We start from the raw sequence: 21806 nt of genomic DNA on the forward strand, positions 1-21806 counted from the left end.
AAGATGGGGTTCAAGGCGTATTTCTAAGACTTGAGTGTTGCTGACTCAAGTGTGGCACCGGCGGAAAATCTCGTCAAGTTGATGCGGTCAAACTTGAGTCACAGAGGCTCAACTCTCAGCATCTTCACAACCTCAGGACCCCGGATGCCCCCGTGGGAGGCACTCCCAGGCGAATCCTGAGACAATATCGTGTGCCAGCCTTGCCCCCGCCCGACCCGATTGCGGACTCCGTGCGCCGGCGCGCCGTGCTCGCCAAGCTTCCGCGCATCTCCCGGCTCGACGGAACGGCCATCCGGGTTCTGCTCGTCGATGACGAAGACACCCTCACCACACTGGTGAGCCTTGCGCTCAGTTATGAGGGCTGGTTGGTGGATGTGGCGCACACCGGTCAGGATGCGCTGCGCGCGTACCGCGCCAACCGGCCGGACGTGATCATCCTCGACATCATGCTGCCGGACACCGACGGGCTGAGCGTGCTGCGGCACCTGCGCGACAATGGATCGAGCACTCCCACCCTCTTCTTGACCGCTCGGGACTCCGTGGACGACCGCATCATCGGTCTCACGGCCGGCGGCGACGATTACATGACCAAGCCGTTCAACCTGGAGGAGCTCGTGGCCCGGCTGCGCGGGCTGCTGCGCCGCGCCGTGCAGGCCGCGCCCGACGACGGCTCCCGGCTCGTGGTCGGCGATCTCAGCCTCGACGAGACCAGCTACCAGGTGCGGCGCGGCGAAACCGACATCATGCTCACCACGACGGAGTTCGACCTGCTGCGCTACTTCATGCGCAATCCGATGCGGGTGCTCAGCCGCGCGCAGATCCTCGACGAGGTGTGGAACTACGACTTCGCCGGCAAGGCGAGCATCGTGGACCTCTACGTGTCCTACCTGCGCAAGAAGATCGACGCCGACCGCGCGCCGATGCTGCAGACCGTACGCGGCGTGGGGTACCTGCTGCGGGCCGCCGAGTGACCACCCGCTGGAGCCTCCGGCGCCGCCTCGTGGTGGGCATCGCGGGTGTCGTGGCCAGCATGATGCTCGCCTCGGGCATCCTGAGCATTGTGGCGCTGGGTACCTCGACGATCACGGTGGCGGATGCGCAACTGACGGCCTCGATCTCGGCGTTGAGCCGTTCGGTCGACAAGTTCGGTCACAGCCCTGGCGCCGCCACGGATGGGATCGACCACAGCCGGGCGGGGCACAGCGGGGACGGTGACGCCGGAGGCGGCTACACCGACAAGGGCTACACCGGCGTCAGCCCGGGCGCCGATCAGCCGGACACCGCCGCCCGCGAGACCGGCGAGGTGCGTACCAAATCCCTCGTCGACTTCGTCGGGCACGGGCGCGGCAGCGTCATCGCCATCCTCTGGCGTGGCGATGTGGTCGACTCCGCCCTGTTCTCCGATACCGGAGCCGTGGTGCTCACCACGGATGTGGCCGCAGACATCGCTCGGTCGGTCGAGGCCTCAGGCGGCACGGCACCCAACCGCACCCTGGAGTTGGGCGAGCTGGGTCGCTACCGACTGGCCACGGTGGTCAACGACGGCGACGTGCTCGTGGCCGCCGTGCCCCTGGCCGCGGCCGACCAGGCGCAGCTGCGCCAGGGTGTGGCCATCGCCATTCTGACCGTGCTCGCCCTGATCGGAACCATCGTGGGCACGATCGTGGTGGTGCGACTGGCGCTCCGCCCGCTCGGCCGGGTGGTCGACACGGCCGTGGCGGTCACTTCGCTCAAGCTCGACGCGGGCGACCACGGCATCGCGCCCCGTGTCGCGCCCGCCGACACCGACCCCCGCACCGAGGCTGGCCAGGTGGGTGAAGCCCTCAACCAACTGCTCGACCACGTCGACACGGCGCTGAGTGTGCGGGCGGCGACCGACCGGCGCATGCGCCGGTTCGTCACAGATGCCTCGCACGAACTGCGCACTCCGCTCGCCGCCATCCAGGGCTATGCCGAGCTCACCCGGCAGGACAGCGCGGAGCTGCCCGAGGTGACCGAGTACTCACTCGCGCGCATCGAGTCAGAGGCCCGGCGGATGAGCTCGCTCGTGGCCGACCTGCTGCTGCTCGCCCGCCTGGACGAGGGACAGGACCTCCACGTCGACGACGTTGACCTCGCTGACCTGCTCCTCACCGCGGTCAACGACGCCCGCGCCTCTGCACCGGGGCACACCTGGATCGCAGAGGTGCCGGACATGGCGGTCGTCGTGCGCGGCGACCGGGAACGGCTGCACCAGCTGCTGGTGAACCTGCTCTCCAACGCGCAGGGGCACACTCCGGCGGGCAGCATCGTGACCACCGCGCTGCGCGTGGGCGACCCGGGTCTGCCGGTGCAGCTGAGCGTGCGGGACAATGGCCCGGGCATCGACGCCGATCTGCTCCCGGTGATCTTCGAGCGGTTCGCCCGCGGCGACGCCTCACGGACCACGGGGTCGGTCGGCATCCGCAGCACGGGCCTCGGCCTGGCAATCGCCCAGTCGATCGCCGAGGCGCACGGTGGCACCATCCGGGCGTTCTCCTCCCCCGCCGGCACCACCTTCACGGTCGCTCTCCCCCTCCCGCCCGCGCCCTCCCGCCCCTCCCGCCCCTCCCGCGAACTGTGAGCTAAGCCCCGAAAATCCCCGGATTTTGGGGCTTAAGTCACAGCTCGCGTAACGTTTGGGCATGCCTCGCCTCGTTGTCGTGCTCCCGCTGGCGCCGCTGACGGTCGGCGCGAGCTTCGCCGTGGCCGAGTGGCCGCTGCACGTCACGGTCCTGGCGCCCTTCCAGACGGATGCCGCCCCCGCCGCCATCGGCGACGCCCTCCGTGCGGCCGTGGTCGGCCGGCCACCCCTCGCCCTCGTCGCCGGAGCCGACGAGCTGTTCGGGCGGAGCCACAACATCCCCGTCACGCTGCTCCTGGCGCACGCCGGGCTCGTCCGGCTGCGCGGCGCCGTGGTCGACGCCATCCGCCCGTTCGCCGCGGACCCCGACGAACCGGCCTTCGCCGGCCCGGACTTCCGCGCCCACGTGACGCACAAACCTCCTGCCAGGCTGCACCCCGGCGACACGCTCACGCTGAGCCAGATCGCCCTGGTCGACATGCTCCCGCGCGCGCACGCCGCCGGCCGCACGGTCCTGGCCGCCCACCCCCTCCGCGCCCCCACCATCACCCCTCGCGAACTGTGACTTAAGCACCTATAAACGCGGTTCTCCGGGGCTTAAGTCACAGTTCGCGGTGGACGGGTACCTCAGACCAGCCAGGCCTCCCGCCCGGTCAACGGCACCGGCTCGGGCCGCTCTGCAGTGGTCGTCAGGTCGATCCGTCGCCCCTCGGCAGCCGACTGCAGCAGGGCCGTCATCACGTCGAGGGAGTGCAGGGCCAGCTCGCCGGTGGCGCGGGCCGGCCGCATCGGGCTGGCCGTGACGAAGTCCAGCAGGCCCACCCCGCGGGCGCCCTCCCGGTAGCCGGCCGCGGCGGGCAGTGCGCGCCACTCGGTGGCACCCACCTCGAAGAGCCCGGTCTCGCCGTCGAACCGGTTGGGGTCGGGCACCGAGAGGGTGCCGGTCTCGCCGTGCACCTCGATCGGCGCCGAGCGGGTGGCCACCACATCGAAACTCGTCGTGATCGTGGACAGCACCCCGCTCTCGTGCTCCAGCACCCCCGACACATGCGTGTCGATGGTGACCGGGATCACCGTGCCGGCCCGCGGGCCGCTCTCAATGGTGCGTTCAGGGCGCAGCCGGCTGGACGCCCCGGTCACCGACCGCACCGGCCCGAGCAGGTGCACGAGTGCGGCCACGTAGTACGGGCCCATGTCCAGCAGCGGCCCGCCGCCGGCCTGGTAGTAGAAGTCGGGGTTGGGGTGCCAGCGCTCGTGACCGGGGGTCATCATGACGGCGGATGCGGCGAGCGGGCGGCCGATCAGACCGGCGTCCACGGCGTGCCGTGCGGTCTGTAGCCCCTCCCCGAGCACGGTGTCGGGCGCGCTGCCCAGGCGGACGCCGGCGGCGAGCGCGGCGGTCACCATGGCGCGGGCATCCGTCATCGTTGCGGCCAAGGGTTTCTCGCCGTAGACGTTCTTGCCCGCCTTGATGGCGGCCAGAGCGATCTCGGCGTGCGCGGCCGGGATGGTGAGGTTGAGCACGGTATCGACCTCGTCGCTGGCCAGAAGCTCTGCCACGGTGAGCGCCCGCGCGTGCGGCAGGGTTCCCGCGACAGCCCGGGCACGCTCGGCGTCGAGGTCGGCGACCGCCGTGATCTGCAACTGCGAGCTGCCCACGAGAGTCTCGAGGTAGGCGGTCGAGATGTTGCCGAGTCCGACGATTCCTAGGCGGTGCGGGTGGCCCACAGCATGCCCCTCTCGATGATGGTGCGCACGGACGGGTCGGCGAGAATATCCGGGCTGTGCCCAGGTGTCGTGACGACCAGGCGGCCTGCTCCCCAGAGCCGCGTCCACACCGCGGGTGAGGTGATCGGGCGGTGCCAGGGTTCCCAGGCGGGCGCCGGATGCGTGGTGGTGGCGAGCACGTCGATGAGATCGTCGTGCAGCACCCAGTACTGCTCCGTGGTGAGGTCGAAGTCGGCCAGCCCCGCGGTGATCGGGTGTTCGCGGCCGAGCGGGGTGATCTCCACGGTGTAGTCGAGGTAGTTGTTCTCCTGGGCGCCGTCGACGCGTTCCGCCGGCGGACGGCCCGGATGCGTGGCGAACTGGCCGCCGATCAGCTGCAGGTAGTCGGCCGAGGCGCGGAAGGAGTCGGCGATGCCGCCGTGCCAGCCGGTCAGGCCCGTTCCGGCCTCGACGGCGGCGCGGAGGCCGGCGACCTGTTCCCCCGTGATCTCGGACATGGTCACGCTCTGCACGATGAGGTCGACGCCGGCCATGGTGGCGGCGTCGGCGTAGACCTCTGGGGACTCCTCGATCTGCACGGCGTAGCCGTTGTCGGCCAGGAACGGCAGGAACATCTCGGTGGCGGCGACGGGATGGTGGCCGTCCCAGCCTCCGCGCACGATCAGGGCGCTCTTGTCGGTCATGATGCCTTCCGTTCCACTGTGGTCATTCGGGATGCGGCGCCCGCGCTGGCCTCGACGGCGTCGAGCACCCGCTGCACGTCCAGCGCCTCGCCGAAGCTCGGCGACGGCGCGGTTCCGGCGCCGATGGCGGTGACGAAGTCCACCACCTGGTGGGTGAACAGGTGCTCGTAGCCCAGCCCGTGCCCGGTCGGCCACCAGTTGGCGACGTACGGGTGCACCGGGTCGGTCACGACGATGCGGCGAAATCCCTCCGCCTCGGGGTCGGTGCCACGGCCGTCGAAGTACTCGAGTTCATTCATCCGTTCGAAGTCGAACGCGATCGACCCGGTCTCACCGTTGATCTCGATGCGGTTGGCGTTGCGGCGCCCGGTGGCCATGCGGGTGGCCTCGAAGACGCCCAGGGCGCCGCCGGAGAAGGCGGCGGTGAACGCCACGGCGTCGTCCACCGTGACCGGCCCACGGGCGGCCTGCTCGTCGGCGACGCCGCCGAGCCCGGCCGCGGCAGCGCGTTGCGGCCGTTCGGTGACGAAGGTGCGCATGGTCGCGGAGACCGAGGTGATGCTCTCGCCGATGAGCCACTGCGCGGTGTCGATGCTGTGCGCCCCGATGTCGCCCAACGCTCCCGAACCGGCCAGGGCTTTGTCGAGCCGCCAGCTGAGCGGGGCGTCGGGGTCGCGCAGCCAGTCCTGCAGGTAGCTGGCGCGCACATGACGGATGCCGCCCAACCGCCCCTCGGCGATGAACCGCCGCGCCAGGGCCAGCGCCGGTGTGCGCCGGTAGCTGAACCCGCACATCGAGAGCACCCCGTCGGCGGCGGCCTGCTCGGCGGCGGCGGTCATCCGTTCGGCGTCGGCCACCGAATTGGCCAGCGGCTTCTCGCAGAGCACGTGCTTGCCGGCCGCGAGGGCGGCCAGTGCGATCTCGGCGTGGCTGTCGCCCGGGGTGCAGATGTCGATCACGTCGATGTCGTCGCGGGCCACCGCCTCGCGCCAATCGGTGGACCAGTCCTGCCAGCCCAGGGTACCGGCGCGCGCGGCGGTGGTCTCCGGCGAGCGGCCCACCAACAGGGCAAGCTCGGGCTCGCACGGCAGGTCGAAGAACCGCGGCGCCGTGCGCCAGGCCTGCGAATGGGCCGCGCCCATGAACGCCGTTCCGATCAACGCCACCCGCAAGGGGTTCTTCCCGGCCATGCGCGCTCCTTCATTCGACAGCATCGTCCAACGGTTGTTCCCATCGAGAATGCCAGGGCGCCGCGCCGGAGGCATCTTTTTGCGCAAAAATAGGCACTGGAGAGGTGGTGCGGATGGCCGACACGACGAGGGTGACCCTTGGCGACGTTGCGGGGCGGGCGGGCGTCTCGATCACCACGGCGTCCCGCGCCCTGGCCGGCCGCGGCGACCTGGGCCGAGCCACCCGGGAACGGGTGCTCGCCGCAGCCGTTGCGCTCGGCTACGACCGGCGCACCTCGGCCCGAGGTAGGCCCAGCACGCACGACCCGCGCCTGATCGAGCTGGTGCTCGGGTCCTTCGGCAACGATGCGTGGACCGATGAGGTCACCGCCGGCGCCCGGCGCAGTGCCTTCGAGCACGGCTACGACCTCGTGCTCACCCTCGAGCGCGACAATCCAGCCGACGACTGGCCCGCCCGGGTCGCCACCCGACGACCCTCGGGGTGGTGCTCGGTCTGATCCGGCCCACCCGCCGGCAGCTCACCGAGCTCCGGGGACTCAGCATCCCGCTCGTGCTGCTCGACCCGCGCTCGGATCCGGGCGGCGAGCTGGCCAGCGTGGGCACCACCGACGACCAGGGCGGCTACGACGCCGGCGCACACCTGGCCGGCACGGGCCTGGGCCGGTTCGCCGTGATCAGGGGCACGCCGCGGTTCCGGTTCGGCAAGGCCCGTGAGGAGGGGTTCCGCCGGGCGATCGCCGAGCACGCACCCGGTGCCCCGGTCACCCGGCTGGACCTCGGCTGGGGCGGCGGGGACCTCAACGCCACGATCGCCGAGCTGTTTGCCACCGACCGGGCGCCGTTGGGCGTCTTCGCGTGCAACGACGCCATGGCCCTCTCCGTCTACCCTGCGGCGCGGCGGGCCGGTTTGCGCATCCCCCACGACATCAGCGTGGTGGGCTTCGACGATGACCCGCGCGCGGCCGTAGCCTCACCGCCGCTGACCAGCGTGCACCAACCGTTGGGCCAGATGGCCGCCCGCGCCGTGGCCCTGGTGCAGGAGCTGCGGGCCAGAGGCGGCGAGCACTTCGACCGCGTAGAGCTCCCCACCCGCCTCGTCGTGCGAAACTCCACCCTCCCCTCCCCCTCCCCCCTCCCCCCTCCGCGAACTGTGACTTAAGCCCCAAAAATCCCCGAATTTCGGGGCTTAACTCACAGTTCGCGAGCCGAAACGTCCCGCCGAAGACGGACTCGTTGTGCGGCTGCCGAGCTCGACCTTCTGGCATTGACCTGCTCCCAGCTCCACCCCGCCTGGGCAGGACCAGGAGGAGCATGACAATCCCCGGCGCGGCAACCGAACCGTCACCGTCTGGCGCGCAGGGGCTCGCCCACGGCGGGGCTCAGCCGGAGGTGGTCGCCTGTGGTTGTGGCAATCCCTCGAACGGTTCAATCCGATCGAGGAAGGCGGCTCGGTCCTCCGACCCCAAGGTCGTGGCACCGTACGAGATCTGGACCGACCGAGCGTTCCAGCCATTGTCGACCCCTATCTCACCTGCCGCTTTGCCGGACCGATCCCGGTCGATGTCGTTCATGGACACCGACACCCACTGCGAATCCCCGAATGCGGTGCCGAACCATTGCCATTGTGCGGCCGGGTCGTCTGATCCAGACCGCTCGGCGCTCTCGGCCGAACGGTCGGGATCGATGCTTTCACGCTCCAGTGCGCCCAGGCCGTACGCGCTGGTGACATCGGAGATGAGCTGCATGATGCGAGTCCAGTCCTCCGCACGTGAGGGGATGCTCAAGCTCTCGCGTCCGGCCGAGTTGAACGTGACGTACAACGAATCCCCGCCGTAGCCGTTGCCCTCCTGCGGGAAAAACGTGCCCTCGCCGCCAGAGGGCCCGTCTTCCCATTCGAGCCTGAATTCATCGCTGAGGCGAGCCTCGATCTCCCCCAGGATGCTGGCCGACACCGTCCTGATCTCCTCGGCAGGGGGAGCTCGCAGCACGTCCTCGGCATCCATACCGTCGTGTCCCGGATAGTCGGACCAGTCCACAGTGACCGTTTCCCCGCTGTCGGCCCGGTAGGTCGTCGTCGGCGACGGGGCGCAGGAGGTCAGGGTGATCGCGAGGGTCAGCGCCGCAAGCATGCCGGCAACGGCACGTCCTGCGACGGATGGTCTACCCATAGTGACAACGTATCGTGCGCTCGGTGCAGCAACCCACCGCCGTCGCGACCTGTGACCTAAGCACCCAAAATCCCCGAATTTCGGGGCTTAACTCACAGATCGCGAGGTGACGTGGCCCTGTCGACCGACCGAGAACGCCTTGCCGCGGGAGTCAGGTGCCCTGGGCCCTGCCGGCCGGCTCGCCGGCTCCGCAGCGGACCGGTAAGCCATAAAGACCCGGTGGCGACGCCGTCGCTTTCGTAACCGCAGGTATCAAGGGTGCACTCCGACTGACACTCGGGGCGGTACGGTGCCGTTGTTCGAGGGACCGGCCCCACGCGGTGCCGGCGAGGATGAGGGCGATGCCGAGGACACCGGCAAGGCCCACGGCGTCACGAGCGAGCGTGATTCCCGCGATGGCGGCCCAGATCGGCTCGGTGCCGAGGAGCAGGCTCACCCGCGAGGGTGAGGTGCGCCGCACCGCCCAGGTTTGCACGAGGAACGCGAACACCGTGCAGGCCAGGACCAGATAGAGGAACAGGCCCCAGCGCCCCGGGTCGAGATGGCCAAGGAAGTGCGGGATGGAGTCGCCGTAGAACAGGGACGCCACCGAGAAGAGCACCGCGCAGGTGGCCAGCTGCACAGTGGTGAGGTGCAGCGAGTTCATCGGCCTCGTGCCGGATAGGGCGAACATCGAGGTGACGTGTACAGCACGGATGATCGCTGCGATCAGGATGAGCGCATCCCCCAGACTCGGCGCCTGGAAGACGCCGTTACTGGCCAGCAGCGCGACGCCCAGGATGGCGATCGTGGCAGCGACCAAGAACCGGCCGGGCAGTCGGCGCCCGGACACCGCCGAGTCGAGGAGCGGGGTGAACACGATAGTCAGGCTGATGATCAGCCCGGCGTTCGTGGCCGAGGTGTGGGCGATCCCGAAGGTTTCGAACACGAACACGGCAGCCAGCACCACGCCGAGAAGCATTCCCACCCGCAGTTCGCTCGCGGTGATGCGGCGCCGCTGCCCGGCCACGATTGCGGCCATGACCGCGGCGGCCAACAGCATCCGGACCGCGAGGAGTGCGACCACGGATTGGGGTGTGACGAGTTCTTTGCCGACGAGGTACGTCGATCCCCAGCTGGCGGCGACCAGGAGCAGGAGCAGGTCGACGCGGAATCGGCTGAGAAGGGCGGGCATGTCACCATCGTCGGGGATGAACTCAACTAAGACAAGACAGGGGTTTTGTGCTTAATACGTTAGTTTGACCTTATGGAACTGGGTCAGTTGCGAGCGTTGCGAGAGTTGGGCGACCGCGGCAGCATTGCCGCCGTCGCCGCGGCGTTGTACGTGACACCCTCGTCGGTATCGCAACAGATCAGCGCCCTGCAGCGCACCTCGGCCGTTCCGTTGACGGCCAGAGACGGTCGCCGCACGGTGCTCACCGACGCCGGGCGGGCGCTGGCGCTGGCGGCGATCGACGTGGAAGTGGCGTTGGAACGCGCCGGACAGGCAGTGGCTCGCTTCCAGGGTGACCAGCTGGGCACGGTATCGGTGGCGGCCTTCCACAGCGTGGGGCTGGCCGTCTTCGCACCGTTGATCGCCGCCAGCCTGAGCCACGACCGGCCCGATGTGCAGGTGAGCGACTTCGACGTGGCCCAGGAGGACTTCCCCCTCCTCACCACCGATCACGATCTGGTTCTCGCCCACCGGATGGTCGGCAGCCCGCGGTGGCCGACATCGGTGCGGGTCGAGCCGCTCCTGTACGAGCCGCTCGATATCGCTGTCCGCCGCGATCACCCACTCGCCGCCAGGGCCGCGATCGAGCCCGCGGATCTCCACGACGAGGCCTGGGTTGCCGTGCACGAAGGGTTCCCGCTCCGGCAAGCCCTGTCGGTGATCGCGGGCATCGGCGGCCGCGAGGCACGCGTGCTGCACCAGATCAACGAGTTCGCCGTTGCGGCCTCGGTGGTCGAGACGAGCGGATGCGTCGCACTGATGCCCCGATACACGACCGACCTGCGCGACCATCCGAACCTGGTTCTTCGCCCGCTCGCCCGCACCGACCTAGGCCGGCACATCGACTGCCTGGCGCGACCGGAAACCTTGGAGCGTGCCAACGCGAAGGCGGTCCTGTCGCAGATCAGGACCATCGCCGAGGCCCTCGCCCGATGATTATTCGATCTGTTTTCGTTGGCTCTCTGGCGGGCCCTTCCTCTATGTCGACCAGTCAACGAACCAATGGTCAGCTCAGTGGATCGGAACCGCAAGGCGAGGAGGGCCGGCCGGATCTCAACGTGGCCAAAGGGGTCGAACCAACCGCGACCCCTCCCGCACAGGCTCGGCATCGAAACGCGTGACCGTCTCCGCGATCCCCCGCTCGGCCCATTCGACGCCGATCAGGAGTTCGCCCTGAGGCGGCGTCGGCCAGATCCAGAAGTCTCGCGACCAGGAGTCCATGAACACCTGAGGACGGTCGGTGCCCTCGATCACGGGGCCCTCTCCGGCGAGCGTCTCGATCTCCCCGGTACCGGCCCACGGTGACTCACTCTGGGTGGAAACCATCCGCCCGTCACTGTATTGGATGCCCCACCGCAGCCCATCGGGCTGGAACTGCTGATCCATGTGGCCGCGACCGTGTGCCCGGTTCAGGTACGCGAAGACTCGTTGACGCGCCTGCACTCCGACCTCATTGATACGGATGTTCAGCCGCAGCAGGAATCCCTCGCTGAAGCAGCGGAGCCCGTCGACCAGTATCACCGTGGAGTCGGACCGGCCCAGCTCTTCCGGCGTTCCGACGGACACGGGCATCTCGTGCCAGCCCGGCCCCATCCACCCGGCAACATCGAACGGTGTCAAGTCGTCGTCGTCGGTATACGAACGGGCGGGAATCTCGGGAAAGAACGAGTCGGTCATCTGTGAACCTCTGGTCTCGACGGAGCTGTGCGGAGCAGGTGCGTTTGCGGGAGGGATATGCGCGTTCGTGCGTCACCCGAGGCTATCGAGCGAACGTTTCTTGGGACAACGGAAGCAAAACAGGATGCGGAGAGCGCTTCTATCCTTCTCAAGTCACTTTTTCCCAAGAACGAGCTCGCGCAACGGATGTCGCGTGGTCGCCCCGTTTACCGGCCGATCTCGTCGAGCTCGGCGAGGTCTTCGGCAGACAACGCCAGGGCCGCGCCGGCCACGTTCTCGCGCAGGTGCGCGACCGAGGAGGTGCCGGGGATCAGCAGGATGTTCGGTGAGCGCTGCAGCAGCCAGGCCAGTGCCACCGACATCGGCGTGGCCTCGAGCCGTGCGGCCACTGCGGAGAGCGCCGTGGACTGCAGCGGCGTGAAGCCGCCGAGCGGGAAGAACGGCACATACGCGATGCCCGCCGCGGCCAGGGTGTCGATCAGCTCGTCGTCGTGCCGGAACGCCAGGTTGTACATGTTCTGCACGCTCACGATGGGGGCGATCGCTCGAGCCTCGGCCACCTGCTCCCCCGTCGCGTTGCTCACCCCGAGCTGACGGATCAGCCCCTCGTGCTGGAGCTCGACCAAGGCGCCGAACGCCTCGGCGATCGATTCGGCCACAGGGCCCTCGGCGTTGCCCAGCCGCAGGTTGACGACATCGAGAACCTCGAGCCCCAGGGTCTCCAGGTTCTCGTGCACGGAACGACGCAGGTCGCCGGGCTGACGGGCCGTGGGCCATCCGCCCTCTGCATCGCGGTTGGCGCCGACCTTGGTGACGACGTGCAGCGACTCCGCATAGGGGTGCAGCGCCTCGCGGATCAGTTGGTTGGTGATGTGCGGGCCATAGGCCTGGCTGGTGTCGATGTGGGTGATGCCCAGGTCGACGGCTTCCCGGAGCACCGCGATGGCGCCGTCGTGGTCGGCGGGCGGGCCCATGACCCAGGGTCCGGCGAGCTGCATGGCGCCATAGCCGAACCGGGTGACGGTGAGGTCGCCCAAGTTCCAGGTGGCTCCGGGAAGCGAGATGGTGGACGTGTTCATGGGGTGGCCTTCCGATCAGGTTGGTTGGGTGCTGGTGGTTCCCAACGGATACTTGCCCCAGTATTGTGAAGTAACTTCCCGCTGAGAAGACGGCACTTTGGAGTGCCTAAGTCACCCGAACTGTCCCAGACACCCACTGAAGGAGCGCCGAATGTCGACGTCGACCGCCGCGCAACGCCGAGAAGAAGCCCGGGCCAGGTACAACGCCTTCCTGGCGGTGTGCCCCAGCCGAAAGCTGCTGGATCGGATTTCCGACAAATGGGTGACGCTGATCCTCGCCGCACTCGGCAGCGGCCCCGACTGCGACGGTGACCCGCGTCCCATGCGCTTTTCAGAACTCTCCCGGCTTCTGGCTGGGGTCAGCCAGAAGATGCTCACCCAGACGCTGCGATCCCTCGAGCGCGATGGCCTGATCACCCGCACCGCCACCGCCACGGTGCCCGTCACGGTCACCTACGAGCTGACCGCCCTGGGCCTTTCCCTGCACGAGCTGATGCGCGGCCTCAAGTCCTGGGCGGAAATGAACATGGATGACGTCCTCACCAACCGCGCCGCACACGACACCCAGGTCGCCTGAGCCGAGCTCGCGGCCGCTGCGCCACTGGCTTCTCGACGTGGCGGCCCCAGCGACCCGGTAATTTAGGGGGATGGAAATTCGGGAAGCACGCGCGGACGACTGGGTCCAGATCTGGCCGTTCCTGCGCGACGTCGTGGCGGCCGGCGAGACGTACTGCTGGCCGCGCGACACCACCGAGGAGGCTGCCCACACCTGGTGGATGGCCAAGCCGGGCGGGCGCGTGTTCGTGGCTGACGACAACGGCCAGGTGCTCGGCACCGCCGAGCTGCACCCCAACCAGCCCGCGGCCGGCGGCCATGTCTCCAACGCCGGCTTCATGGTGGCCCCGCAGGCCGCCGGCCGCGGCATCGGCCGAGCCCTGGCCGAGCACGTGCTGGTGCAGGCCGCTAACGCGGGCTTCCACGCCATGCAGTTCAACGCCGTGGTCGAAACCAACCACAACGCGGTGAGCCTGTGGAAGTCGCTGGGTTTCACCGTGCTGGCCACGGTTCCCGCCGCATTCCGGCACCCGGTCAACGGCCCGGTGGGCCTGCACGTGATGTACCGCTCCCTCGAGACGCCCCCGCCGGTCTGAGCCCGGCCGGAATCTGATCGTGGGCGCGGGCACATCCGTCGCCCGCTGTTCACCGTGCGGCCTTAGTCTGGCCTCATGACCGAGACACTCGACGGCGCCACCTCCAGCCCGGCCGGCCCCACCCCCACCCGCGCCGCCGTGCTCGCCTGGAGCCTGTGGGACTGGGGGTCGGCCGCGTTCAACGCCGTGGTCACCACCTTCGTCTTCGCCGTGTACCTCACCGGCTCGTCGTTCGGCGACAAAGACGTCATCGCCGCCCAGCTGGGCTGGGCGCTGGCCATCGCGGGCTTCCTCATCGCGGTACTGGCCCCCGTCACCGGCGCCCGCTCGGACTCCTCCGGCCGGCGCAAGTACTGGCTCGGCGTGAACACCTTCATCGTGGTCGCCCTCACCGCCGCCATGTTCTTCGTGCAAGCCTCCCCCGACTACCTGCTCCTGGGCCTGGTGCTGCTCGCCGCGGGCAATGTGTTCTTCGAGCTGGCCGGGGTGAGTTACAACGCCATGCTCGCCCAGGTATCCACCCCGCGCACCATCGGCAAGGTCAGCGGCTTCGGCTGGGGCATGGGCTACATCGGCGGCATCGTGCTGCTGCTCATCGTGTACTTCGGCTTCATCAACCCCGAGGTGGGCCTGTTCGGCGTCACCAGCGAGAACGGTCTGTCGGTGCGGGTGACCATGCTCATCGCCGCGGCCTGGTTCGGCCTGTTCGCGCTGCCGCTGCTGCTACGGGTGCCCGAGTACCAGGCTCCGGATGCCGAACGGCGCGCCAAGGTGGGCTTCCTGCAGTCCTACGTGGAGCTCGGCCACGACGTGGCCCGGCTCTGGCGCACCAGCCGCCAGACCGTGTACTTCCTCGTGGCGAGCGCCGTGTTCCGGGACGGCCTGGCCGGGGTGTTCACGTTCGGCGGGGTGCTCGCCGCCTCGGCGTTCGGATTCTCGCCCGGCGAGGTGATCATCTTCGCCATCGCCGCCAACGTGGTCGCCGGCATCGCCACCATCAGCGTGGGTGTGCTCGACGACAAGCTCGGCGCCAAGCCCGTGATCATCACGGCCCTGGTCGGCCTGATCGTCAGCGGCAGCCTGGTGTTCCTACTGCACGACGGCGGCCAGATCGTCTTCTGGACGGCCGGACTCGCCCTCTGCCTGTTCGTCGGCCCGGCCCAGTCCGCCAGCCGCACGTTCCTGGCCCGCATCATCCCGGCCGGCCGGGAGGGCGAGGTGTTCGGCCTGTACGCCACCACCGGCCGGGCCGCCAGCTTCCTGGCGCCCACCGCGTTCGCGCTCATGGTGACGCTGTTCGGCGAAACCTATTGGGGCATCCTGGGCATCGTGCTCGTGCTGCTGGTGGGGCTGCTCCTGCTGCTGCCGGTGCGTGCCAAGCCCAGCCGGATGGCCTGAGCCGATCTAGCCGCCGGGGAGGGTCGCGATGACGGCGGCCCAGAGCACCGGATCGGTTCCGGTGCCGACCGAATTCAGCGTGGCCCCCGTATTGACCATGGTGAAGGGCACCGACTGTATGGTCTCGTCGCAAGACGCGGTGACCTCGGTGGGTTCGACACCCGGGGATGACGCGGTGATGGTGATCGAGTTGTCGTCGCCGCCCTGACAGGCCAGTCGCAGTTCGTAGCTGCCCGGAGCGACGTCGGCCGCGACGCCGGACCCGCTGTCCTGGGCGGCCGTGACCTGGCTGTTCGTGTAGAAGACGTACTGGTCGGTTCCGGTGATCGGGAATACCTCGCCAGCGAATTTCGCCGACGCGTCGGCGTTCCAGGTAGCGACTGGTGTCGGGGTGGGTGCTGCCGTCGGGGTGCGTGCTGCCGTCGGAGTGGCCGAGGCACTGGGAACCGACGCGGGGGTGCCGCCGGCCGCCGGTCCGCCGGCGCTGCTGCACGCCGTCAGTCCCACCGTCGCGGTCAGAATTCCCAGGGCGCCGATGAGGGTGCGCGAACGTCTCTGCGCGCGACTCATGGCATCACCCTTCCGCACCGGGCAGCAACTCGGTGACAGCGAGAGCCCATTCCACGGGCGCTTCGCTGTCGCTGAGCAGGGTGAATTCCGTACCATCGCTGGTGGTGGAGAACGTCATGCCCGAGGACACGTCGGAGCATCCGCTGGTCAGCGTCGTGCCGACGTCGTTGTTCGCGCTGAGGGTCACGGTGGTGTCCGCGTCGCCTCGGCACGCCAGATACACCGAGTAGCTGCCGGCCGGCAGGGTCGACGCCGTGAGGGAGAACGACCCCGGCGCATCACCCTGGAATCGTCCGTTCTGGGCCAGCTTGAATCCGTCCGAACCGCTGGTGGGCACGGCGCCGGCGGCCCAGGCGGCGGTTTCGGCTGGATCGATGAAGGCCGTCGGAGTGGGCGTGGCCGTCACGGCGGGAGAGGCGCTGGACGCGTCCGGAGCGCTGGCGGTGGGCTCGGGTTGACCGGGCGTGCAGGCGGCCAATCCAGCCGCGAGGGTGATTCCCCCCAGAGCGATCAAGACGGTTCGACAGGTGTTCCGCGTGTTCCCCATCGATTCAGTCAACCGCAGTCGAGGCCCCGATGACAGGCACGATCGCTCCCGGGCGTGTTGAATCGGGGCCGGTCCGGCCGGATTTCGACAGGCCCGGGCGCCGGCTGTCGACCCGATCGAACCCTCGTGCGTGGGGCCGAATTGCATACTATTTCGGCGAAAGGGTGAATGTCAGTACTCGAGGTCATCCGCGGCGAGCCACGGAAAGTCGACCTCACCTGTCACGGCGGCCGCCAGTTCCACGTCGTGGATTTCCAGCACCACGCACACGCCCGGCGACACGAGAACCGCCACCGCGACGTCTCCGGCAACGGGCAGCGAGACCATTCCGCCGCCGTCTCGCACCGCGCTGGTGAGTGCCGTCGCGAGTTCGGCCACATCGCACGACCTCTGCAACCGGAACGGGCGATCGCCGACCGTGAGGGTATACACCTGCATCACGCCTCCTCGATCGACACCTCAGAGTAGGCCCCTGGGAACGAACGTGTATACCGCTTGACAGGCCCGGCCGCGCGTGGGTGAACCGGGCGGCTCGCGGGTGCGGTCTCGCAGGTACGGTGGAGCGATGGAACATCTCACGGGCTTGCAGCTGGCGACGCGGGACTTTTTCGCCCGCGACTCGCTCGAGGTGGGGCCCGCGCTGTTGGGCTGTGTGCTGCAACGGTCGGATGCGCACGGCACCGTAGCCATCCGCCTCACCGAGGTGGAGGCGTACGGCGGCGAGCGCGACCCGGGTGCCCACGCCTACCGGGGCAAGACGGCCCGCACCGCGAGCATGTTCGGCGAGCCTGGGCACCTCTACTGCTATTTCACCTACGGGATGCACCACGCGATCAACCTCGTCACCGGCCAGGCCGGTCAACCCTATGGCTGCCTGATCCGCGCCGGTGAGGTGATGGCGGGTGTCGACCTCGCCCGCGCCCGGCGCCTGAAGAAGCCGCGCAGCAGCCTGCTCCGCGACTGGGAGCTGGCCCGCGGCCCGGCGTGCGTGGCGCAGAGTCTGGCGGCCACCCGGGAGAACGACGGCGACGACCTGTTCGGCGGGCAGTGGAGCGTCTGGGTGCCCGAGCATCCGGTCGCCGTGCCGCACCTCACCGGGCCACGCGTGGGCCTCAGCGGCCCGAGCGGCACCGAGAACTTCCCCTGGCGGTACTGGCTGCCCGGCGAGCCATCTGTCTCCGCCTACAAGAAGGCCCGCCCTCCGCGGCATCCTGACGGTTCGCTGAACGAAGCCTGACCATTGCGTCTCGGTCCGAAATCCACCGGCACCGGCGCGGGCGGTCGGGGCAGACTGGTGCGATGACCAACTCACTCATCCAGAAGGCCGAACTCCTCAACGCTCTGCACGTGCCCGGCACGCCGCTCGTCGTGACCAACGTGTGGGACGCCATCACGGCGAAGATCGTCTCCGAAGCCCCCGGCGTGAAGGCCCTGGCCAGCGCCTCGCACTCCGTGTCCAACGTACGCGGACTGCAGGATGGCGAGGGCCTGAGCGTGGACGAGGCCATCATCGCCGCCCGCATCATCACGGGTGCCACCGATCTGCCGGTCTCGATCGACTTCGAGAAGGGCTACGCAGCGGATACCGCTGGCGTGACCCGGAATGTGCGTCGCCTCATCGAGGAGGCGGGTGCCGCGGGCATCAACCTCGAGGACTCGGTCGGTGCGCCGAAGGCTCCGCAGTTCGATATCGCCACCGCCGCAGCGCGCGTGGCAGCCGCCCGCGCGGGTGCCGAGGAGGCCGGCGTTCCCCTGGTGATCAACGCCCGGGTGGACACCCTGGCCGGCGGCGGCGAGTGGGCCGAAGCCGTTCAGCGCGCCAACGCCTACCTCGATGCCGGCGCCGACGTGGTCTTCTTCCTCGGCCTCGGCGATGAAGACAAGGTCAAGCGCGCCCTCGACGAGGTGAACGGGCGCCTCTCGGTGATCGGCCACCCCGGCGCCGTGCCGCTACCCCGGCTGGCCGAACTCGGCGTCTCCCGGGTGAGCTTCGGCCCCGGCACCCTGGGCCTCGCCCTCGCCGCGCTGCAGAGGGCCGCCACCCAGCTCACGGCCCTCGGCGACTACCCCGACGACCTCGGCTTCCCCTTCGAGATCTAACCGGTGCCGCCTCCCCCGGCCGACGCGCGACGCGGCCGGGGCTGGGCGGCCCGTTTCCCTCGTGACCGGTCGGTGTCAGGATGCTGCTGCCTGGTCCGTCTCGTGCACCTCGGTTCGAGCGGCGGGCATGCCGATCTCTCGAGGGGGAAGCATGACGACCTTTGGTGTGGAGGAGGAGTACTTCCTCATCGACCCGCACACCCTCCGGCCGGTCGGTGCGGCGGACGCGGTTCTGGGCGAGCTGGAACCGGAGACGACCACGACCGGCCTCGTCACACACGAGTTCCTCACCTCGCAGGTGGAACGGGCCACCCCCGTCTTCACCGGTCTCGACGAGGCCGAGGCCGACCTGGCCCGGTTTCGCGGCCGCCTCACCTCCGCGGCCCGATCGCACGGTGTGCTGGCCGTCGCAACGGGCACCCCGTTCGACGCCGAGGCCGAGGCCGACCTGGCCCGGTTTCGCGGCCGCCTCACCTCCGCGGCCCGATCGCACGGTGTGCTGGCCGTCGCAACGGGCACCCCGTTCGACGCCGAGGCCGTGACGGCCGTCACGCGGTCGAGCCGGTACCAGCAGATCCGGGCCGGCCTGGGCGATATCGTGCGGGACCACCAGATCTGCGCCACCCATGTGCACGTGGGCGTGCCCGACCGGGAGGCCGGGGTGCAGGCACTCAACCACGTGCGGGTCTGGCTGCCCACCCTGATGGCACTCAGCGGCAACTCGCCCTTCTGGCGGGGCCGTGACACCGGGTTCGAGTCCTGGCGGGCCGTGATCATGCGGCGGTGGGCCACGACCGGATGCCCGCCCGCGTTCGCGGATGCGGCCGACTACGACCGGCGCATCCGTCGGCTGGTCGGCGTGGCCGGCACCGTGGACACGGCCACCGTGGCCTGGTACGCCCGGTTGTCGGAACGGTATCCCACCCTGGAGGTGCGGGTCGCCGACGCCCAGCTCGACCCCGGCTCAGCGGCGCTCCTGGCGGCGCTTGTTCGGGGCCTGGTCATCACCGGCCTGGCCAGCGCCGTCCGGGGTGCGCCGCCGCCGGAGCTGGAGCCGGAGTTGCTGGACGCGTCGCTCTTTCACGCCTCCAGGGACGGTATCGGCGGCCGGCTGCTCCATCCCGTAACCCGGGAGCTGGCACCGGCACGCACGGTGGTGGACGGCCTGCTGCACCAGGTGGATGATGCCCTGACCATCGCCGGGGACCAGCTGCGGGTCGCCGCACTGCTCGATCGGCTCTGGGTGTCGGGCACCGGCGCCCAAGCGCAGCGACACGCACTGCAGAGCGATGGTCTCGCCGGGCTGCGCGGGCTGTACGACCCGGCGCGCACCTGATGCGGGGTGCCTACCCGGCGGCCAGGACCTCGGACACGAACCCGGCCGAGCGGGTGCGGAGCATGGCCATACGCTCCAGGCGGGCGGCGTCCACGTCGAAGCCGATATAGGCCATCGAGGGCAGCTTGCGCACGTTGACGGAACACTGGAACTCGGCGCAGACCCAGGTGGCGATGGTGTTGCCGTTGCGGCCGGAGGACCCGGCGCGTTGAGCGCTGAAGAGCACCACCTCGTTGGGTAGCTTCACGTCCCGGCACCAGGAGCACTGGGCGCGGCGGGCCGGCGATGCATCCGCCTGCCGGAGCACGATGCCGACGGGCTCGCCGTCGTCGACGGGAACGACCACGTAGGCGCGGCGTTTCATCTTGGGATCGGTCCAGCCGAGGAAGTCCTGAGCGGGCCAGTCGATCTCGTCGAAACTCTTCGGCAGGGTGATGTCCGCGACGACCTTGCGGGAGGCGTTCACGAAGGAGGCCTTGATGGCGGTGGGGGTGAGGGGGAACATGCGGATCTCAATCAATGGTGGGGTCGAGGGAGTGTGCGGGCCAGTTGCGGAGCGACGTATCGACGGCGTCGAGCACTCGCGCCCAGCTCTCGGCGGCCGGCGGGGTCGAGTGCTCGAAGCCGCCGCCGGCCTCGAGCGCGACGAAACCGTTGATGGCGCTGCCGATGAGGCGCACGGCGTGCACCTCGTCGTCGGGCGTCAGGCCGTAGCCGCTCACGATTCCGCGGGCCGCCCGGGCGATCCGGCCGCCGGCGGCGGCGGCCACGGTATCGGGGGCGGCGCGGCGTTGCGCGACCTGCCACCGGCCGGGGTGGGCGCGGGCGTAGTCGCGGTGCGCGTCGGCGAACGCGAAGAGGGCGTCCCGGCCGGCCTTTCCCGGCAGGGTCTCGGCCAGCCGGTCGCCGAGCTCTCCGAGCGCGAAGGCCGCGGTCGCATCAAGTAGGGCGTCGAGCCCTGCGGTGTGCGAGTAGACGCTGGCCGGCCGCACGTCGAACCGGCGGGCGAGTGCCGACACCGTCACCGCCGGCAGCCCGCTGGCGTCCGCCAGCTCGGCGGCGGCCTCGACGAGTCGCGCTTCGGTCAGTCCCGGTCGTTGCATACCGAACTCCTATGGGGTGTAGTGGATTAACTACACCCTATAGGAACGGTTGCGGTTCAGTCGAGTTTCGCGTCGCCGACTTCCGCCAGCAGCCGGAACTGAGCGCGGCCCGAGGCCACCCCGTTCACCTGAATCTCGAGCGCGTGCTCGCCCGGGTAGTAGCGCCGGGTGGTGATGGCTCGGAACGAGTGGGTGCGCCGGAGTTCCACCCGCTCGCCCGGCGCCAGGGTCACCGTGGTGAGCTTGAAGGTCTTGCCGGCCAGCGTGCCGTTGGCCTTCTGGTGGTGCACGACGTAGTCCACCGCGAGTCGGGACGACTCTGCGCCGGCGTTGCGGATGCTCACGGTGAATCCGATTGTGCCGCCGAAGTCCACGTCCGTGGCATCCAACTCCGGCCCGTGCACCTCCACCTCGGCGGGGTGGAAGCCGAGCTGGGCCAACGCCTGCGGGTTGCCCGTCTTGACCAGGGTGCGCAGCGCGTGCCGCACGAGCTGCGCGGTGTTCTCGTCTGGGGCGGCCAGCCAGGCGGCCGTGGTGGCGGTGACCAGGTCGGGCTGGTGCCGGCTGAGGTCGTTGAGGTGGTTGGCCACCGACCGGCGCACCACCTCGTCGTCGTCCCGGTAGAGCGCGTGCAGCACGGGCAGGGTGGCGGTGGGGTCGTTCAGCAGGGCCGGCACCCGGACGGCCCAGGGCAGGAACGGCCGGGTGCCCTCGGAGGCCAGCCGGCGCACGGCCGGGTCGGCGGAACCTGTCCAGTCGAGCACGATCGGCAGGGCCCGGGCGAGGTCGTGGGCGAGCAGCAAGCGAATGGCGAACTCGGCCGTGAGCCGCGGGGTGAGGGCGGCGAGCATCCGCATGCCGTCGTCGAACGCCACCCCGGTGCCGGCGTCGATGGCCTTTCGGGCGATGGCGGTGGTGACCGGCCAGATCAGCCAGCCATCGAAGGGCAGCGGGCCGGCGGCCGCGCCGCGGATGGTGCCGGCAAAGCTGTCGTAATCGCCGGGCAGGTCAGCCAGCAGGGCATCACGCAGCAGGTCACTGCGCTCCCGCAGCGACAGTGGCCCGAGCGCGTCGGCCGCGTCGTGCAGGGTGGGCAGCTCGGCGCGCGGGGCGGCGGCCTGGATCGCCGCGGCGAGCGCCCGGGCGGTGGAGACTCCGATGAGTTCGTCGGCGAAGGGCATGCGGCTCCATTTGGGGACGGGGTTGCCCCTATGTTTTTGTCGAGCGGTGAGTCGGTGGTCGGTTTTGTAGAGGGTACCGT

At 69.6% G+C, this 21806-nt stretch carries 25 protein-coding genes; 12 read left to right on the forward strand and 13 right to left on the reverse strand.

Annotated elements, in window-relative coordinates:
- The first annotated feature begins 245 nt into the window (after window positions 1-245).
- The 3 genes from KY500_RS15350 to KY500_RS15360 all read left to right on the forward strand — a co-directional run bounded on the left by KY500_RS15350 (window position 246) and on the right by KY500_RS15360 (window position 3167).
- A complete protein-coding gene (locus KY500_RS15350) occupies window positions 246-971 on the forward strand; it encodes a response regulator transcription factor (RefSeq protein WP_370626937.1) in 726 nt (241 codons plus the stop codon).
- Window positions 968-2602, forward strand: a complete 1635-nt coding sequence (locus tag KY500_RS15355) for a cell wall metabolism sensor histidine kinase WalK (protein WP_219901283.1) — start codon at window positions 968-970, stop codon at window positions 2600-2602. Before KY500_RS15350 ends, KY500_RS15355 begins: the two co-directional genes overlap by 4 nt.
- A 61-nt stretch (window positions 2603-2663) precedes the next feature.
- Window positions 2664-3167 carry a 2'-5' RNA ligase family protein gene (locus tag KY500_RS15360; protein WP_219901284.1) on the forward strand — a complete coding sequence of 168 codons (504 nt, stop codon included), beginning with the start codon at window positions 2664-2666 and terminating at the stop codon, window positions 3165-3167.
- A 62-nt stretch (window positions 3168-3229) separates the two neighbouring features.
- Here KY500_RS15360 and KY500_RS15365 read toward each other — a convergent pair whose 3' ends face one another.
- From KY500_RS15365 to KY500_RS15375, 3 genes are read right to left on the reverse strand one after another with little or no spacing between them, the layout of a single operon-like run.
- A complete protein-coding gene (locus KY500_RS15365; RefSeq protein ID WP_219901285.1) occupies window positions 3230-4330 on the reverse strand; it encodes a Gfo/Idh/MocA family protein in 1101 nt (366 codons plus the stop codon).
- Window positions 4309-5013 carry a ThuA domain-containing protein gene (locus KY500_RS15370; RefSeq protein ID WP_219901286.1) on the reverse strand — a complete coding sequence of 235 codons (705 nt, stop codon included), beginning with the start codon at window positions 5011-5013 and terminating at the stop codon, window positions 4309-4311. The genes KY500_RS15365 and KY500_RS15370 overlap by 22 nt, the downstream gene beginning before the upstream one ends.
- Window positions 5010-6203 carry a Gfo/Idh/MocA family protein gene (locus tag KY500_RS15375; RefSeq protein WP_219901287.1) on the reverse strand — a complete coding sequence of 398 codons (1194 nt, stop codon included), beginning with the start codon at window positions 6201-6203 and terminating at the stop codon, window positions 5010-5012. Before KY500_RS15375 ends, KY500_RS15370 begins: the two co-directional genes overlap by 4 nt.
- A 113-nt stretch (window positions 6204-6316) precedes the next feature.
- On the opposite strand from KY500_RS15375, the gene KY500_RS15380 reads away from it, so the two are divergent.
- Complete coding sequence (locus KY500_RS15380) at window positions 6317-6700, forward strand: LacI family DNA-binding transcriptional regulator (protein ID WP_219901288.1); 384 nt, start codon at window positions 6317-6319, stop codon at window positions 6698-6700.
- On the forward strand, window positions 6688-7362 hold the full coding sequence (locus KY500_RS15385) for a substrate-binding domain-containing protein (RefSeq protein ID WP_219901289.1): 675 nt from the start codon (window positions 6688-6690) through the stop codon (window positions 7360-7362). Before KY500_RS15380 ends, KY500_RS15385 begins: the two co-directional genes overlap by 13 nt.
- A 220-nt stretch (window positions 7363-7582) precedes the next feature.
- Here KY500_RS15385 and KY500_RS15390 read toward each other — a convergent pair whose 3' ends face one another.
- Window positions 7583-8371 carry a hypothetical protein gene (locus KY500_RS15390; protein ID WP_219901290.1) on the reverse strand — a complete coding sequence of 263 codons (789 nt, stop codon included), beginning with the start codon at window positions 8369-8371 and terminating at the stop codon, window positions 7583-7585.
- A gap of 151 nt (window positions 8372-8522) precedes the next feature.
- On the reverse strand, window positions 8523-9545 hold the full coding sequence (locus tag KY500_RS15395) for a DMT family transporter (protein WP_219901291.1): 1023 nt from the start codon (window positions 9543-9545) through the stop codon (window positions 8523-8525).
- Window positions 9546-9617: 72 nt separating this feature from the next.
- On the opposite strand from KY500_RS15395, the gene KY500_RS15400 reads away from it, so the two are divergent.
- Window positions 9618-10520, forward strand: coding sequence for a LysR family transcriptional regulator (locus KY500_RS15400; protein WP_219901292.1), 903 nt, complete (start codon window positions 9618-9620; stop codon window positions 10518-10520).
- A 117-nt stretch (window positions 10521-10637) separates the two neighbouring features.
- On the opposite strand, the gene KY500_RS15405 is transcribed toward KY500_RS15400, so the two are convergent.
- Both KY500_RS15405 and KY500_RS15410 read right to left on the reverse strand, forming a co-directional pair.
- Window positions 10638-11261: a hypothetical protein gene (locus tag KY500_RS15405; RefSeq protein ID WP_219901293.1), complete on the reverse strand. Its 624-nt coding sequence runs from the start codon at window positions 11259-11261 to the stop codon at window positions 10638-10640.
- A gap of 206 nt (window positions 11262-11467) precedes the next feature.
- The gene (locus tag KY500_RS15410; protein ID WP_219901294.1) at window positions 11468-12340 is read right to left on the reverse strand and encodes an aldo/keto reductase family oxidoreductase; all 873 of its coding nucleotides are present in this window, start codon (window positions 12338-12340) and stop codon (window positions 11468-11470) included.
- A gap of 151 nt (window positions 12341-12491) precedes the next feature.
- Here KY500_RS15410 and KY500_RS15415 point away from each other — a divergent pair, with 151 nt between their 5' ends.
- The 3 genes from KY500_RS15415 to KY500_RS15425 all read left to right on the forward strand — a co-directional run bounded on the left by KY500_RS15415 (window position 12492) and on the right by KY500_RS15425 (window position 14889).
- Entirely contained in the window at window positions 12492-12917 is a 426-nt protein-coding gene (locus KY500_RS15415) for a helix-turn-helix domain-containing protein (protein ID WP_219901295.1), read from the forward strand.
- Window positions 12918-12987: 70 nt separating this feature from the next.
- Window positions 12988-13491, forward strand: coding sequence for a GNAT family N-acetyltransferase (locus tag KY500_RS15420; protein ID WP_219901296.1), 504 nt, complete (start codon window positions 12988-12990; stop codon window positions 13489-13491).
- A 75-nt stretch (window positions 13492-13566) separates the two neighbouring features.
- Window positions 13567-14889, forward strand: a complete 1323-nt coding sequence (locus KY500_RS15425; protein WP_219901297.1) for an MFS transporter — start codon at window positions 13567-13569, stop codon at window positions 14887-14889.
- Window positions 14890-14895: 6 nt separating this feature from the next.
- On the opposite strand, the gene KY500_RS15430 is transcribed toward KY500_RS15425, so the two are convergent.
- The 3 genes from KY500_RS15430 to KY500_RS15440 all read right to left on the reverse strand — a co-directional run bounded on the left by KY500_RS15430 (window position 14896) and on the right by KY500_RS15440 (window position 16444).
- Window positions 14896-15459, reverse strand: coding sequence for a hypothetical protein (locus KY500_RS15430; RefSeq protein WP_219901298.1), 564 nt, complete (start codon window positions 15457-15459; stop codon window positions 14896-14898).
- A gap of 4 nt (window positions 15460-15463) precedes the next feature.
- A complete protein-coding gene (locus KY500_RS15435) occupies window positions 15464-16006 on the reverse strand; it encodes a hypothetical protein (RefSeq protein WP_219901299.1) in 543 nt (180 codons plus the stop codon).
- Window positions 16007-16177: 171 nt separating this feature from the next.
- On the reverse strand, window positions 16178-16444 hold the full coding sequence (locus KY500_RS15440) for a hypothetical protein (protein WP_219901300.1): 267 nt from the start codon (window positions 16442-16444) through the stop codon (window positions 16178-16180).
- A 127-nt stretch (window positions 16445-16571) separates the two neighbouring features.
- On the opposite strand from KY500_RS15440, the gene KY500_RS15445 reads away from it, so the two are divergent.
- From KY500_RS15445 to KY500_RS15455, 3 genes are all read left to right on the forward strand, one after another.
- Window positions 16572-17243 carry a DNA-3-methyladenine glycosylase gene (locus tag KY500_RS15445; RefSeq protein WP_219901301.1) on the forward strand — a complete coding sequence of 224 codons (672 nt, stop codon included), beginning with the start codon at window positions 16572-16574 and terminating at the stop codon, window positions 17241-17243.
- Window positions 17244-17305: 62 nt separating this feature from the next.
- Window positions 17306-18106 (forward strand): isocitrate lyase/phosphoenolpyruvate mutase family protein, encoded by an 801-nt coding sequence (locus KY500_RS15450; RefSeq protein ID WP_219901302.1) that lies wholly within the window; start codon window positions 17306-17308, stop codon window positions 18104-18106.
- A 151-nt stretch (window positions 18107-18257) separates the two neighbouring features.
- Window positions 18258-19442 (forward strand): YbdK family carboxylate-amine ligase, encoded by a 1185-nt coding sequence (locus tag KY500_RS15455; protein ID WP_219901303.1) that lies wholly within the window; start codon window positions 18258-18260, stop codon window positions 19440-19442.
- Window positions 19443-19452: 10 nt separating this feature from the next.
- Here the strand turns inward: KY500_RS15455 and KY500_RS15460 are convergent, their stop codons facing one another.
- Genes KY500_RS15460 through KY500_RS15470 form a run of 3 tightly spaced genes read right to left on the reverse strand, consistent with a single transcriptional unit; the run spans window position 19453 to window position 21726 of the window.
- Window positions 19453-19947, reverse strand: a complete 495-nt coding sequence (locus KY500_RS15460; protein WP_219901304.1) for an FBP domain-containing protein — start codon at window positions 19945-19947, stop codon at window positions 19453-19455.
- 7 nt (window positions 19948-19954) lie between these two features.
- Window positions 19955-20545, reverse strand: a complete 591-nt coding sequence (locus KY500_RS15465; protein WP_219901305.1) for a TetR/AcrR family transcriptional regulator — start codon at window positions 20543-20545, stop codon at window positions 19955-19957.
- Between the two features lie 56 nt (window positions 20546-20601).
- Entirely contained in the window at window positions 20602-21726 is a 1125-nt protein-coding gene (locus KY500_RS15470) for a DNA alkylation repair protein (RefSeq protein WP_219901306.1), read from the reverse strand.
- Window positions 21727-21806: the final 80 nt, after the last annotated feature.

Origin of the sequence: Cryobacterium sp. PAMC25264, assembly GCF_019443325.1 — a bacterium.
In the GTDB taxonomy this organism is placed as follows: Bacteria; Actinomycetota; Actinomycetes; order Actinomycetales; family Microbacteriaceae; genus Cryobacterium.

Bases quoted from the DNA above. Each gene is read 5' to 3' on its own strand.
- KY500_RS15360 (WP_219901284.1), top strand. From the start codon at position 2,664: ATGCCTCGCCTCGTTGTCGTGCTCCCGCTGGCGCCGCTGACGGTCGGC.
- KY500_RS15370 (WP_219901286.1), bottom strand. From the start codon at position 5,013: ATGACCGACAAGAGCGCCCTGATCGTGCGCGGAGGCTGGGACGGCCAC.
- KY500_RS15375 (WP_219901287.1), bottom strand. From the start codon at position 6,203: ATGGCCGGGAAGAACCCCTTGCGGGTGGCGTTGATCGGAACGGCGTTC.
- KY500_RS15380 (WP_219901288.1), top strand. From the start codon at position 6,317: ATGGCCGACACGACGAGGGTGACCCTTGGCGACGTTGCGGGGCGGGCG.
- KY500_RS15390 (WP_219901290.1), bottom strand. From the start codon at position 8,371: ATGGGTAGACCATCCGTCGCAGGACGTGCCGTTGCCGGCATGCTTGCG.
- KY500_RS15395 (WP_219901291.1), bottom strand. From the start codon at position 9,545: ATGCCCGCCCTTCTCAGCCGATTCCGCGTCGACCTGCTCCTGCTCCTG.
- KY500_RS15400 (WP_219901292.1), top strand. From the start codon at position 9,618: ATGGAACTGGGTCAGTTGCGAGCGTTGCGAGAGTTGGGCGACCGCGGC.
- KY500_RS15405 (WP_219901293.1), bottom strand. From the start codon at position 11,261: ATGACCGACTCGTTCTTTCCCGAGATTCCCGCCCGTTCGTATACCGAC.
- KY500_RS15410 (WP_219901294.1), bottom strand. From the start codon at position 12,340: ATGAACACGTCCACCATCTCGCTTCCCGGAGCCACCTGGAACTTGGGC.
- KY500_RS15415 (WP_219901295.1), top strand. From the start codon at position 12,492: ATGTCGACGTCGACCGCCGCGCAACGCCGAGAAGAAGCCCGGGCCAGG.
- KY500_RS15420 (WP_219901296.1), top strand. From the start codon at position 12,988: ATGGAAATTCGGGAAGCACGCGCGGACGACTGGGTCCAGATCTGGCCG.
- KY500_RS15425 (WP_219901297.1), top strand. From the start codon at position 13,567: ATGACCGAGACACTCGACGGCGCCACCTCCAGCCCGGCCGGCCCCACC.
- KY500_RS15430 (WP_219901298.1), bottom strand. From the start codon at position 15,459: ATGAGTCGCGCGCAGAGACGTTCGCGCACCCTCATCGGCGCCCTGGGA.
- KY500_RS15435 (WP_219901299.1), bottom strand. From the start codon at position 16,006: ATGGGGAACACGCGGAACACCTGTCGAACCGTCTTGATCGCTCTGGGG.
- KY500_RS15440 (WP_219901300.1), bottom strand. From the start codon at position 16,444: ATGCAGGTGTATACCCTCACGGTCGGCGATCGCCCGTTCCGGTTGCAG.
- KY500_RS15445 (WP_219901301.1), top strand. From the start codon at position 16,572: ATGGAACATCTCACGGGCTTGCAGCTGGCGACGCGGGACTTTTTCGCC.
- KY500_RS15450 (WP_219901302.1), top strand. From the start codon at position 17,306: ATGACCAACTCACTCATCCAGAAGGCCGAACTCCTCAACGCTCTGCAC.
- KY500_RS15455 (WP_219901303.1), top strand. From the start codon at position 18,258: ATGACGACCTTTGGTGTGGAGGAGGAGTACTTCCTCATCGACCCGCAC.
- KY500_RS15460 (WP_219901304.1), bottom strand. From the start codon at position 19,947: ATGTTCCCCCTCACCCCCACCGCCATCAAGGCCTCCTTCGTGAACGCC.
- KY500_RS15465 (WP_219901305.1), bottom strand. From the start codon at position 20,545: ATGCAACGACCGGGACTGACCGAAGCGCGACTCGTCGAGGCCGCCGCC.
- KY500_RS15470 (WP_219901306.1), bottom strand. From the start codon at position 21,726: ATGCCCTTCGCCGACGAACTCATCGGAGTCTCCACCGCCCGGGCGCTC.